The sequence below is a fragment of the Nonomuraea sp. ZG12 genome (assembly GCF_052068115.1).
Classification (GTDB): domain Bacteria; phylum Actinomycetota; class Actinomycetes; order Streptosporangiales; family Streptosporangiaceae; genus Nonomuraea.
Window position 1 is genome coordinate 101,984 of record NZ_JBQHCW010000005.1, and the last position, 14,227, is coordinate 116,210.

Sequence of the window (14,227 nt, forward strand, 5' to 3'; positions counted from 1 at the left end):
AACCTCAGGTCAGGACGCGGTCACCGGGCCACGGCGAGGCAGTAGTTCTCGTCGGCGGTGAGGAGGTTGCGGTGGGTGTCCTCGGCGGTGATGACGCCGTCGTCCAGGACGAGGACCCGGTCGGCGGCGTCCAGGAGGGCCGGGCTGCTGGTGAGCACCACGGTGGTGCGGCCCCGGCGCAGTTCGGCGATGTTGCGCGCGATGAGCTGCTCGGTGACCGCGTCGACGGACGTGGTCGGGTCGTGCAGGACCAGGATGTCGGTGTCGGCGGCCAGGGCGCGGGCCAGGGACAGCCGTTGACGCTGCCCGCCGGAGAGGTTCGCGCCACGGTCGCGGACGCCGTGGTCGAGCCCTTCGCGATGGAGGGCGACGACGTCGGTCAGCATGGACGCCTCGACGGCCTCGGGGACCGTGCGGCTGACGCCCGCCGGGTCGATGTTCGTGCGGAGGGTGCCCGCGAAGATCTCCCCGTCGTACGGGTTCACCAGCATGTGCTCGCGGACCGCCTCGATCGACAGGTCCGCCAGCTCCCGCCCGCTGACCCGGACGACACCGTCGTAGGCGTCGGGCGGCACGTGCACGGCGAGGATCGAGGCGAGATCGGCCGCCGCGCGCGGCTGGTAGGCGGTGATGGCCACGAACTCGCCGGCGGACACGTGGAACTTCAGCTCGCGCAGGGTCCCGTACCGGACGCCGTCCACCTCCAGGTCGCCGCCCGGGGCCGGGCGCTCCTCCCCCGGGGTCATCACCGGCGGCGCGGCCAGCACCAGCGCCATCCGCTCGGCCGACGCGCGCGCGATCATCACGTACTTGGGCATCTCGGAGAACAGCCGGAGCGGTTCCATGATGAACTGCGCCAGCCCCACGGCCATGACGAGCTCCCCGATGGTGATCTGGCCGTTGAACGCCTGCCAGCCCGCCGTCAGGGTCACGGCGGCGGCGAGGATCGCGTTCAGGGCCAGCGCGGTGCCCGCGTACGCGCCGTTCACCCTGGCGACGGTGATCGCCTGGGTCTTGGCCTCCGTGCTGACCTTCCGGTAGGACAGGAAGGCCGCGTGGTTGCCGCCGAAGCCGTGCAGCGGGCGCAGGCCGCTGATCAGGTCGGCGACCTTGGCGCCCGCCCGCGCCACCCGGGCCTGCTGTTCGCCGGTGCTGGCGCCGATCCGCCGGGACATCACGCTCAGGATCGTCAGGATCGCGGTCGTGCCCACGATCACCAGGAGGCCGAGCTGGACGCTGGCCAGGCCCAGCGCGATCGCCGTGATCAGCACCGCGACGAGTGAGCTGATCAGCAGCGGCACCACCTCGATGATGTCGGCGGTCTGGTCGGCGTCCTCGGTGGCGATGGTCAGGACCTCGCCGGACTTGAGGTCGACGTTCCTGGCCACCGGCTGGAGCCCGCAGGCCGCGACCAGCACCCGCCAGCGGTGCGCCTCGGTCGTGTTGGCCTTCTGCAGGATCCGCATCCCGAACCGCCACGACAGCGACACGGTCGTGATGATCACCGCCAGCGCGGCGATCGACAGGCCGAGCGAGCCGAGGCTGCGGTCCGCCAGCGTGTGCTCGACGATCAGGCCGAGCGCGATGGGAAAGGCCGTCTCCCCCGCCTGGTACATGCCCATGAGGGCGGTGCCCCCGGCCATGGGGCCCGCGTTGCGCCGCAGTGCGGTCCAGAGGATGTCGGACCCCTTACGGGGCCGCCGCTCGTCAGTCATCGAGGTGCCGGGCAATCGCTTCCGGGGTGCGCAGGGTGAACAGGTCGCGGACGGTGATCCTGGGACCGTACTCGCGGCGGAGCAGCCCGATCAGCCGCACCGCCAGCATGGAGTGTCCCCCGAGGGACATGAAGTCGCTCACCGCGCTCACCTCGTCATCATCCAGGTCCAGCGCCTCGGCGAAGAACTCGCACACCACGGTCTCGGTCTCGGTCGCCGGGCCGCGCTCGCCCGCCGTGGTCAGCGCGCCCAGCGGCTTGGCCTCCGGCAGCGCCTCGGTGTCCGCCTTCCCGTTCACGGTCAGCGGGATGGTGTCGACCTGGGCGTAGTGCGTGGGGCGCAGGTAGTCCGGCAGCCCCGTGCCCACCTCGGTGGCGACCGTCGCCAGGTCGGAGCCGTCCAGCACGAGGTACGCGGCCAGCCGGTACGCCCCGTCGACCTGCGGGTCCGGCTGGGCGACCGCGGCGGCGAACCGGACCGCCGGGTGCGCCGCGAACACGGCCTCGACCTCGCCCAGCTCGACCCGGTGACCCCGGATCTTGACCTGCTGGTCGGTGCGGCCCAGGTACATCAGGTTCGCGTCGGGCCGCCGGATCACCAGGTCCCCGGTGCGGTACATGCGCTCGCCCGGTTCGCCGAACGGGCACGCGACGAACCGGTGCGCGGTCTGGGCGGGCTGCCCGAGGTAGCCGCGCGCGATGCCGACACCCGACACGTACAGCTCGCCGGGCACCCCGTCCGGCACCGGCCGCAGCCACGGGTCCAGCACGTACACGTCGGTGTTGTCGATCGCCACGCCCACCACCGGGTCCTCGCACTCGAAGGTGCCGACGCCGAGGGTGTTGATGGTGTACTCGGTGGGTCCGTACAGGTTGTAGCCGACCGTCCCCTCGGTCTCGGTGAGCCGCTGCCACAACGTCGGGGTGACCGCCTCACCGCCCAGCAGCACCAGCGCGGGCCGCCGCGCGGGGTCGTCGAGCAGCCCCTCGGCGACCAGCTGCTGCGCGTACGTGGGGGTCACGTTGATGACGTCGATCCCGTGCTCAAGGCAGTACTCCACCAGCCGGGACGCGTCGCGGCGCAGCTCCTCGTCGCAGATGTGCACCTCGTGGCCGTCGGCCAGCCACAGCAGCTCCTCCCACGACATGTCGAACGCGAACGACACGGTGTGCGCGATCCGGAAGACCCGGTGGTCGTGCTCCGCCAGCACCGGCTCGAAGATCCGGCGCTGATGGTTGATCAGCATGTTGGTGAGCCCGGCGTACTCGGTGACCACGCCCTTGGGCTTCCCGGTCGAGCCGGAGGTGTAGATCGTGTACGCGGGGTGGCGCAGCCGGTCCGGGTCGTCCGGCGCGAACGTCACGAACGGCTCCGCCTCCGGCAGCGGGCGGTCCAGCTCGATCAGGTCGCCGGTCAGCCGGGGCGAGACGGCGCTCACGGTGAGGATCACGTCCGGCCGGGCGTCCGCGACGATCGCGGCGATCCGCTCGTCCGGGTGGTCCAGCTCCAGCGGCACGTACGCGGCGCCGACGCGCAGCACGGCGAACAGCGCCACGATCGAGTCGAGCGAACGCGGGATCGCCAGCCCCACGGTCATCTCCGGGCCGATGCCGCGCCGGGCGAGCACCCCCGCCACCGCGCGACTGCGCTCCCGGAGCTGGGCGAACGTCATGGTCCGGCCGTGGGCGACGAGCGCCACCCGCTCCGGGCCCCGCTCGGCCGCCTGGTCGAACCGGTCGACCACGGTGTCCGTGCCCACCTCCGTGCGCTCGCCCGGCTCGGGCTCCGGACCCAGCCCGCGCAGCGCGCCCACCGGCCCGGTCCAGCGGGCCAGGTCGTCGAGCACGCGCAGGTAGTCGTCCAGGAGCCGGCGGGCGCCGTCGGTGTCGTCGTCGCGGTACTCCAGCTTGACGGTGAGCCGGTCGCCGGGCGTCACGACCCAGGTGAACGGGTAGTGCGTGGAGTCGTCGGCCCGCACCGACGTGATGCCGTGCCTGCTGTTCATCTCGGCGAACGCGTCCATGTCCAGGAAGTTCTGCAGCACGAACAGGTTGTCGAACAGGGTGTCGTGCCCGCTGGCCCGCTGGATCTCGCCGAGCCCCAGGTGCTCGTGCTCCATCGCGGCGACCCTGGCCGCCTGCACGGTCGACAGGTACTCGCGTACGGTGTCGTCCGGCCGGGCCCGGGTCCACATGGGCACGGTGTTGAGCAGCACGCCGACGATGTCCGCCAGCCCTGCGCCCTCCCGGCCGGAGACGGTCACGCCGAACACCGCGTCACTCCGGCCCGTGTGCGCGCCCAGCAGCAGGCCGAACGCGCCGGTCAGCACCGCGTTCAGGGTGACGCCGTGCGCCTTGGCCGCCTCCCGCAGCAGCTCCGACCGCCCGGCGGAGAGCGTGTGCACGAGCGTGCGCGGCAGCGCGTCGGTGAGCGACGGTGCCGGCCCGGCGAGCAACGTCGGCCCCGGAAGGCCGGTCAGGTGCTCCGCCCAGAAGCGCTCGGACGCGGCGAAATCCTTGGCGTCGAGCGCGCGGGCGTAGTCCTCGAAGCTGGGCGTGGCCGGGACCGGATCCAGCGGCTCGCCCGCGACGGCGGCCTGATAGGCGTCGAACAGGTCCCGCAGCACGATCTCGCGCGACCAGCCGTCCCACAGCAGCAGGTGGTAGCTGAGCAGCAGGCCGTCGCGGCCGCCGGGCAGCCGCACCACGGTCAACCGGATCAGCGGCGGCTCGTCCGGGTCGAAGCCCGTGTCACGGTCCCGGGCGCGCAGAGCCTCGACCTCAGCGTCCGCTCTCGCGTCCGCCTCAGCGTCAGTCCTCCCGTCCGTCCCCGTCGATAACTCGACCGTACGGACCTCGACGCGCCGGCCCGCCCCGAGGACCTGCACCGGGTTTCCGTCGGCGTCGGTGGCGAACCCGGCGCCTGCGACCGGGTGCCGCGCGATCACGTACGCCATCGCCTCGGCCAGGGAGTCGGTGTCCAGGCGGCGGTCGAAGGTGAAGTAGCTCTGCGCGACGTAGTGTCCGGCCGAGCCTGCCAGCTGGGCCTGGAAGAACAGGCCCTTCTGGAGCGGGGTCACCGGCGCCGTCCGCTCGGCGGTCGAGGCGGCGTCCGCGATCTGCTCCAGGGCGCGCCGCCAGTGCTCGGTGAGCTCGTCGGGGATGCCGTCAGCGAGGGTGAAGACCGCGCGCAGGCTCCCGGCGTCGATCCACGCGTTGACCTCGACGGCGTACGGGCGGCCCGGGTCGCCGCCGGTGATGCTCACGGCCTGGGATTCGCTGCCCCGGCCGAGGTAGTTGAACAGCACCTGCGGGCGCGCGTTCAGCAGGGGGGCCGTCTGCGGGTTGAGGTACCTGAGCCGGCCGTAGGCGACGTGTCCGCGCTCGTCCGGCTGGCGCTCGGCGACCTCGCGCGCCGCCGCGACGGGGTCGGTGTGCGCCGTGAGCCGTACGGGCGCGATGGCGGTGAACCAGCCGACCGTGCGGGTGTAGTCGTGCTGTTCGAGCACCGGGACCCGGCCGTGCCGCTCCAGTTCGACGGCGAGATCGGTGGGCGACGGCTGGATGTGCGTCAGCGCGGCCCGCAGCGCGCCGCACAGCAGCTCGGTGAGGCCGACGCCGAGCGCGGTGGGCGCGGTACGGGTCACGAGGGCGGTCACGTCGGCCCCGACCTCCACCATGATCTCGCGCACCGCGACTTCACGCGCCGCGCTCTCGCGCACCGATGTGTCGCGCGGCTCTTCCAGCGTCGGCAGCAGCGCGGGTGCGTCGAGCGTGGTGATCCAGTGCTCCAGGTCGTCGATCTCCTGGGCCGCTTGGGCGGCCAGTGCTTCGGCGTAGTCGGCGTACGACGTGGTCGGTGGCGCCAGGGGCGCCCCGCGCAAGGCGGCGGCCAGGTCGTCCAGCAGGATCAACCAGGACACCGCGTCGACGGCGAGGTGGTGCGCGGTGATCACCAGGGTCCGGCTCGCCGCCAGCCACGAGAACGCGATCATCTCCCCGGCCTCGGGATCGAGCCGCCCGGCGGCCTCGTTCGCCGCCGTCGTCGCGTCGGCCGCGTCCGAGCGGACGACGGTGACCTCGCGGGCGGGCTCGGTGCGCAGCGCCCACACCCCGTGCTCGACGCGCAGCCGCAGCCGGAGGGCCGGGTGCGCGGCGACGACGGCGTTCGCGGCGCGCTCGGCGTCGGCGAACCCGGCGCCCTCGGCCGCCACCAGCGTCCTGGCCTGGGCGAACCGGGCGAGAGAGCCGCCCAGCTCCCGCTGCCGCAGGATGATCGGCGTCGGGGGCAGCGGGCCGTCCTCGCGGCGGACGGGCGTCGGGCCGTCCTCCCGGCGGACGGGCGTGGCCGCCGGCTCCAGCGCGGCGTGCGTCCCCAGGTGCTGGGCGAGCGCGCGCGGCGTCCTGTGCAGGAACACGTCGCGCGGGGCGAGCGGCAGGCCGAGCGACCTGGCCCGGTTGACCACGGTGATGGCGACGATACTGTCGCCCCCGGCCCTGAAGAAGTCGGTGTCGCCATGGGCGTCCGAGCCGGGCAGCGTCTCGGCGAAAATGCCGACCAGCGCGGCGAGCGTGGCCGCCGCCGGGGTGTCGTCCTGGGCGGCGCGGTCGGTCAGGGCCTTGCGGTCGAGCTTGCCGTTGACCGTCAGCGGCAGGGCGTCGACCGGCAGCACCCGGCCGGGCACCATGTGCGCGGGCAGCTTCGCCGACAGCCGGCCGGCGAAGTCGCCGGGCACCCGGCCCACGACGTGCGCGACCAGGTGATCGCCACCGTCGACCACTCCGTCCGCCACGGTGACGGCCACGTCGACCACGCCGTCGAGCTCCCTGATCGCGGCCTCCACCTCGCCGAGCTCGATGCGGAACCCCTTGAGCTGCACCTGGTCGTCGGCACGGCCGGCGAACTCCAGCTCGCCGTCGAGCGTGCGGCGGGCCAGGTCGCCCGTGTGGTACATACGGCAGCCGTCGCCCGCGAACGGGTTCGCCACGAACCGGCTCGCGGTGAGCCCGGCTCGGCCCAGGTAGCCGAGCGACACCTGATCGCCGGCGACGTAGATGGCGCCCACCCGGCCGGGCGGCACCGGCCGGAGCCGGTCGTCGAGCAGGTAGGTGGCCAGGCCGGGGATCGGGCCGCCGATCGGGCTGACGTCGTCGCCGGAGGCGAAGTCCGCGCCGGTCAGCACCCGGTGCGTGACGTGGACGGTGGTCTCGGTGATGCCGTACATGTTGACCAGCTCGGGCGAGCCGGTGCCGTGCCGCTCGACCCAGCCGCGCAGCCGCCCGAGGTCCAGCGCCTCGCCGCCGAAGATGATCCGGCGCAGCGAGGTGACCGGCTCGCCCGCGTGCCGGTCCGCCTCGATGAACTGGTAGAACGCCGACGGGGTCTGGTTGAGCACGGTCACTCCGCGCTCGCGGACCAGCCGGTGGAAGTCGACCGGGGACCGGGTCAGCCCGTACTCCGGCACCAGCAGCTCACCACCGTACGCCAGCGCGCCCCACAGCTCCCACACCGCGAAGTCGAAGGAGTAGGAGTGGAACTGGACCCACACGTCGTGGGGGCCGAAGTCCATGTCCGGCTGGGTGTTCGCGAGCAGCGACACCACGCTGGAGTGCGGGACGACGACCCCCTTGGGCCGGCCCGTCGATCCGGAGGTGTAGATCACGTACGCCGGGTCGTGCGGGCCGGCCTCGGGCGCGATGGTGTCCATCGGCAGCTCGCGCCCCTGCGGCTCGTCTCCCTGCAGCTCGTCCCCCCGCACGAGCACGCGGGCGGCCACGCCCGCCCTGGCCGCCAGCTCGGTGAAGCGGTCCCGCTGGTCCCGGTCCACGAGCACGACCTGCGGGGCGGCGTCGGCGAGGATGTACGCCAGCCGCTCGTCCGGGTACGCCAGATCCAGCGGCACGTACGCGCCACCCGCGCTGACGATCGCGACCAGGGCGACGACCTGCTCCAGCGAGCGCGGGACGGCGACGGCGACCCGCCGGCCGGGTCCGACCCCGGCCGCGCGCAGCGCCGAGGCGAGCTCGTCCTTCGCGCCCGCCAGTTCGCCGTAGGTCAGTGACCGGCCGCCGCCGTCGAGACCGCACTGGGTGACGGCGGTGGCGGCCGGGTCGCGCTTCGCGGCGGCGTCGAACAGGTTGCCCAGGGTCGTCGGGATGACCCGGGCGGGGCGTCGATCGCCGCCGGGCAGCAGGTCGGGCCGCAGGTCGCCGACCAGGTCGTCCGGCCGGGTGAGCAGGCCGGTCAGGATCCGGTCGAAGGTGCGCAGGATCGCCCGGGCGCTCGTCTCCCGCAGCAGCTCGCTGTCGTAGATCAGGTTGAAGCGCGGGCGGCCGTCGAGCGCGCGCTCCACCACCAGCGTCAGCGGGTAGTGCGGAGCGCCCTCGTTCACGATCCCGGTGATGACGAGCTCGTCGCCTGGCCTGCGCAGGGCGGCGACATCGGTCGCGACGTCGAACACCACCAGCGTGTCGAACAGCGGGCCGCTGCCGGTCAGGCGGCCGATCCTGGTCAGCGAGACGTGCTGGTGCGGCAGCACCGCGCTCTGGTGCTCCCGCACCGAGGCGAGCAGCTCACGCGCCGTCGTGGTCGCGGCCCATCGGGCGCGTACGGGGATCGTGTTGATGAGCAGGCCCACCATGTCCTCGATGCCGGGCACGTCCGCGTCCCGCCCGGACACGGTGGAACCGAACACCACGTCGTCACCGTGCACGAGGCCGCCCAGCGTCACCGCCCACGCGCTGTGCACCGCGACGCTCAGCGGCACGCCCGCCGCCCGGACAGCGGCGTCGATGTCGATGTCGTCGTCCGGCTGCACGGCGGTGTCGGCGAACCGGTCGGAGGGGGTGTGCCCCTCGGCGACCAGCGAGGGGCCGGGGAGACCGGCGAGCTGGTCGCGCCACACCCGGTCGCTCTCGTCCTCGTCGCGCCCGGCGAGCCGCCGCACGTAGTCGGGGAAGCCGCCGCGTGGGTACGCGGTCCCCGGCGCGTGGTACTCGGTCAGCAGCGCGCGCAGCATCGGGGGCACCGACCAGCCGTCGGCGATGATGTGGTGCACGGTCTGCACCAGGACGTTCCGGTCGCCCGCGCGGATCAGCGTGTACCTCATCAGCGGGCCGGTAGCCAGGTCGAACCCGGCGCGGCGGTCCTGCTCGGCGTGGTCGCGGATCTCCTCGTCGGTGATGCCGGGGCGGTCCAGCGTGGTGAAGGGCGCCGCCACCCCGCGCTCCAGCACCGAGACCACGCGGCCGTCGGCGAGGGCCACGAACCGCGCGGCCAGGTTCGGGTACAGCGTGAGCAACCGGGTGGCCGCCGCCGCGAGCCGGTCGGCGTCCACCTCGCCGTCCAGCGTCAGCAGCTGCTGCTCGACGTAGCTGCCGGCCGAGTCGTCGTCGAAGACCGAGTGGAAGTACAGGCCCTCCTGCAACGGGGTCAGCGGCAGGATGTCCCGCAGCGCCGGGCCGTCCAGGGCGTCGACGTCGGCCTGGGTGAGGGACACCGCGCCGAAGTCGCTGGGTGAGTGCCCGCCCTGGTCGAGCGCGGCCAGCCCGGTCAGGGCCGTGCGGAAGTACGCGCTGATCGTCGTGATGTCCTCGTCGGTGAACACCCCGGCCGGCCACGAGACGGTGGTGACCAACTCGTACTCGCCGGTCGGGCCGGGCTCGGCGATGGCGTTGAACTCCAGGGCGCGCGGCAGGCGCATCTTCGGGTCGCGCTTCTCGCCCAGTTGCCCGGTGGCGCCCGCGAGCTGCCAGTCCCCGGCCCCGCCCGCGTCGAAACGGCCCAGGTAGTTGAAGAGCACCTGCGGCGCGGACGTGTCGAACTCGACGCCCGCCAGGTAGCGCAGGGCGCCGTAGGAGACGCCGTTGCCCGGCACCTGGGCGAGGTCTTCCTTGACCGCCTTGAGCGCGGCGGTCAGGTACTCGGGGGCGGTGGGGTCGGCCGCCGCGCCGGGGTCCACGGTGACCGGGAACAGTGTGGTGAACCAGCCCACGGTCCGCGACAGCTCCGGCTCGAAGCCGGCGGCGCCCGCCACGAACCGTCCTTCGCGGCCGTGGCCTTCGAGCTCGATGTGCGCGAACGTCTGATCTTGCCCGAGGTCGCGCCGCCACCGGGCGAGGGCGACGGCGAGCGCGGTCAGCAGCACGTCGTTGACGCCCGCGTGGAACCGCGCGGGAACCTCTCCCAGCAGCGCCGCCGTGACCTCGGGGTCGACCGGGACGGCCCGCACCCTCTCGGACGCGACGGTGTCGGCTTCGGACAGGGGACGCCTGCCCACCGGGCCGTCCGGCCCCGGCAGGGGACGCTGGAAGTAGCCGGGGTCCGCGTCGAGCGCCGCGCGCTCCAGCACCTGCGTCCAGCGCCGGAACGACGTGCCCACCGGAGGCAGCTCGATCGGTGTGCCCGAGGTGAGCTGCCGCCATGCCGTGGCCAGGTCGTCCATCAGGACCCGCCAGGACACGCCGTCGATCACCACGTGGTGGGCGACCAGGACCAGTTGCCGTGCCTCGCGCCGCCAGACGGCACGCAGCATCACGCCGCGGTCCGGGTCCAGCGCGTCGGTGGCGAGCGCGACGCATTCGCCGAGCGGCCGGTCGCTCTCCTGCCATCCTGCGACGGCCTGGTCCGGCTCCGGGATGTCGAAGCTCCAGCGGTCGCCGCGCACCAGCTTGGCGCGGAGCATGTCATGCCGCCTGACCAGGGCGGCGAGGATGTCGTCGAGGGTATCGGCGGTCAGGCCGGCCGGGGTGTTCAGCACCACCGACTGCACGAAGCCGTCGATCGCGTCCGTGGTCTCGCCGAGCCAGCGCACGATGGGCGACCCGGCGACGGAGCCGGTCGCGACATCCCCGTGGTCCACGGTGGAGACGTCGTCACGGCTCGCCACCGCCGCCAGCGCGCCCACGGTGCTGTTAGTGAAGATCTGGGTCGCCGTGACGTAGAGGCCGGCGTCCCGCAGCGCGCTCAACAGCGAGATCGCCAGGATGCTGTCGCCACCGAGCGCGAAGAAGTCCTGGTCGACACCGACCTCGGCCCGCCGCAGCACCGACGCGACCGCCGCGCACACCACGCGCTCGTTCTCGGTGGCGGGCGGGACGAGCGAGGTCTCGATCACCGGCTCCGGCAGCGCGCGCCGGTCCAGCTTGCCGTTCGCGGTGAGGGGGAACTCCCGCATCACGACGAGGTGGGCGGGAACCATGTACTCGACCATGTGCTCGGCGGCCCACGCCCTGACCTCGTCCGCCCGCAGGTCCTCGCTGCCGGCCGCCGGGATGACGTACCCCACCAGGTGGGTGCCGCCGGCCGCGTTCTTCTTCGCGACGACGCAGGTGTGCCGTACCCGGGGGTGCTCGGCGAGCCCGATCTCGACGTCCTCGATCTCCAGCCGCATGCCGCGGATCTTGATCTGGTTGTCGGCCCGGCCGAGGAAGTCCAGCGACCCGTCCGGGGCGAACCGGGCGAGGTCACCGGTCCGGTACAGCCGGGAGCCGTCCGTGGCGAAGGGGTTCGCCACGAACTGGGACGCCGTCAGGCCGGGCGCGTTGACGTACCCGCGGCCCAGCAGGAACCCGCCCGCGTACAGCTCCCCGCCGACGCCGACCGGCACCGGGCGCAGCTTCTCGTCCAGTACGTACAGCTGTGTGTTGGGGTTGGCCTTGCCGATCGACGTGGACAGGCGTTCGGCCGCGCCCCGGTAGATGACGTGGGAGACACCGATCGTCGTCTCGGCCGGGCCGTAGCCGTGGTACATGGGGATGTCGAGCCGGGTGCGGAACCGCTCGTACAGCTCGGGGGTCAGCACCTCGCCGCCGCACCACACGTGCCGCAGGCTGTCCAGCCGCCCGGAGTCGCCGGCTATCTCCAGCAGCACGTCCAGCATGGACGACACCAGGTAGGTGAAGGTGACGCGCTGCTCGGCGATCACGCTCAGCAGGTGGTGCGGGTCGCGCTCGCCGCCGGGCCGCAGGATCACCAGCCTGCCGCCGCGCACCAGCGGCAGGAAGATCTCGTTGATGGAGATGTCGAACGACAGCGGCGCCTTGAACAGCGACGCGTCGTCGTGGCCGAAGCCCAGGATCTCCTGGCTCTGCCACAGCAGGCGCTCGCTGATCGCCTCGTGCCGGATCATCGCGCCCTTGGGCCGCCCGGTCGAGCCGGACGTGAAGATCACGTACGCCAGGGCGGGGCCGGGGATGGCGACCTCGGCCGGCTCGGTGGGGTACGCACCGAAGCGCCAGTCGCCGAGGTCGACGGCCACGGCTTCCGGCTCACCCGCAGGGGGCTCGCCGGAGTCGTTGAGCTGCAGCACGACGCGGGCGTCGTCGATGACGACCGCGCGCCGGGCGGCGGGCCACTGCGGGTCGAGCGGCACGAACGCGCCCCCGGCCTGGAGCACGCCCAGCAGGCCGATCACCATCTCGGCGGAGCGGCCCAGCGAGATGCCGACGACCTGTTCTGCGGTGAGCCCGCGGTCGATCAGGTGGTGGGCCAACTGGTTGGACAGCTCGGCCGCTTCCCGGTAGGTCAGCGACCGATGCTCGTCAACGATGGCGACGGCGTCCGGCCGGGCCCGAGCCTGCTCGTGAAACATCTCCACGATGGTCGGGCGGACCCTGTCGACGTGGGTGTCGTTCCACTCGGCCAGGGTCGCAAGGCGCTCCGCCACGCTGGATTCCGTCATCGAAGCCGTCCCTTCCACACATAAGTCAGTTTTCTAACTGCCTTCTTGCCAGGCACGCCACAACCGCGCGTACCGGCCTCCCAGAGCGACCAACTCCTCGTGGGTTCCCTGCTCCACAACACGTCCCGCGTCCAGCACGGCGATGCGGTCCGCCACCATCGCCTGCGTCAGCCGGTGCGCCACGAACAGCGTGGTGCGGCCCAGGCACGCGGCCGACACGGCCCGGTCCAGCTCGGCCGCGCCCTGGCTGCCCGCCTCCGCGGTCGACTCGTCCAGCACCACCACCGGCGCCCGGCCGAGGACCAGCCGGGCCAGGGCGAGCTGGGCGACCTTGGTGCCGTCCAGGCGCTCACCGCCCTCGCCGACCACGGTCTCCAGCCCGTCGGGCAGCGCCGTCACCCACGCGTCGGCGCCGACCGTGCGCAGCGCGTCCATCAGCTCGGCGTCGGTCGCCGTCGGCGCGGCCAGCCGCAGGTCCTCGGCGAGCGCGCCGGAGAAGACATGCGTCTCCTGCGTCAGGATGCTCACCAGAGCCCGCGCTTCGGCCTCGTTCAGCTCGGCCAGATCGGTCGATCCGATGCGCACCGACCCGGCCTGCGGGGTCCCGATGCCCGCGATCAGCGCCGCCAGCGTCGTCTTGCCCGCACCCGTCGCCCCCACCAGCGCGAGCGATCCGCCCGCCGGGATCATCAGGTCGACGTCCAGCAGGACCGGCCGCTCGGACTCGGGATAGCTGAACGTCAGCCCCGCGACCGTCACCGGGTACGCCTCGGCGTCCGGCCGCGCGACGGCCGCATCACCCACCAGCTGTTCGTCCGGGGCCTCGCTCAGGACCCCGACCAGCCGGGTCAGGCTCGCCCCCGACTTCTGCGCCTCGTCGAAGGTGAACATGATGGCGCCCAGCGGGGTGAACAGCCTGTGGAACAGCAGCGGGGCCACCGCCGCCTCGCCCAGGGTGGCCGCGCCGGCCTCCAGCAGGACGTATCCCACCACGATGATCAGGACCAGTCCGATGAACTCGGCGCGGTTCTCCCGGCCGACGAACCGGCCGAAGAACCGGAACACCTCGACGCCGAGATCGCGCACCCGCCACGACTCGCTGGTGACCTTCTCCCGGAAGGCGCCCTCCAGGCGGTACGCCCGGACGGTGCCGATCCCGTTCAGACCGCTGATCAACGCCTGCGCGCGTTCGGCCTGGGCCTGCCGCTGCTGCTGGTAGAGCGGCGCGGACCTGGGCAGATACCAGCGCAGGGCCAGCGCGTACGCGGGCAGCGCGCCGGCGCCCGCCAGGCCGAGCCGCCAGTCCAGCCCGAACATGCCGGCCGTGGCGATGACGACGAGCACCCCCGACGAGAACACCGTGGGGATGGCCGCCCGGATGCCCTTGGACACCACGGCCACATCGTCACCGACCCGGGACAGCACGTCCCCCCGGCCGACCTGCTCGATCCGCGCGCTCGGCATGCCGAGCACCGCCCGGACGGCGCCCTCCCGCAGCCGCGCGAGCAGCTCCGCGCCCAGCCGTCCGATCAGGTACGTGGACGCCGCCGTGGCCCCCGCGCCGAGCAGCGCGGCGGCCACCAGCAGCACCCCGATCGTGACCAGGATCGACTGCGGCTCGCCCGCGACCACCCCATCGACCACCTGGCCGAGCAGGAACACCGGCAGCACCTGGAGCGCCGCCCCCGCCACCGTCGTGAGGACGGTGGCGAACGTCAGCCCCTGCACCTCGCGGCAGTGCGCGGCGACCCATCGGGTGGCCTCGCCTCCGGTCGCGGTGCGCAGGATGGCCGAGGTGACGCGCGTGTCGGTGGTGCTCACACCTGGGACC

3 protein-coding genes are annotated in these 14,227 nt (G+C 73.1%); all 3 read right to left on the reverse strand.

The genetic code is table 11. The annotated features are described in order from the left end of the window. Positions 1-20: 20 nt before the first annotated feature. Genes ACTMTF_RS17175 through ACTMTF_RS17185 form a run of 3 tightly spaced genes read right to left on the reverse strand, consistent with a single transcriptional unit; the run spans position 21 to position 14,217 of the window. Positions 21-1,715, reverse strand: a complete 1,695-nt coding sequence (locus tag ACTMTF_RS17175; protein WP_441111563.1) for an ABC transporter ATP-binding protein — start codon at positions 1,713-1,715, stop codon at positions 21-23. Further along, the gene (locus ACTMTF_RS17180; RefSeq protein WP_441111564.1) at positions 1,708-12,396 is read right to left on the reverse strand and encodes an amino acid adenylation domain-containing protein; all 10,689 of its coding nucleotides are present in this window, start codon (positions 12,394-12,396) and stop codon (positions 1,708-1,710) included. Before ACTMTF_RS17180 ends, ACTMTF_RS17175 begins: the two co-directional genes overlap by 8 nt. Positions 12,397-12,429: 33 nt before the next feature. After that, on the reverse strand, positions 12,430-14,217 hold the full coding sequence (locus tag ACTMTF_RS17185) for an ABC transporter ATP-binding protein (protein WP_441111565.1): 1,788 nt from the start codon (positions 14,215-14,217) through the stop codon (positions 12,430-12,432). Positions 14,218-14,227 lie beyond the last annotated feature (10 nt).

Bases quoted from the DNA above. Each gene is read 5' to 3' on its own strand.
- ACTMTF_RS17175 (WP_441111563.1), bottom strand. From the start codon at position 1,715: ATGACTGACGAGCGGCGGCCCCGTAAGGGGTCCGACATCCTCTGGACC.
- ACTMTF_RS17180 (WP_441111564.1), bottom strand. From the start codon at position 12,396: ATGACGGAATCCAGCGTGGCGGAGCGCCTTGCGACCCTGGCCGAGTGG.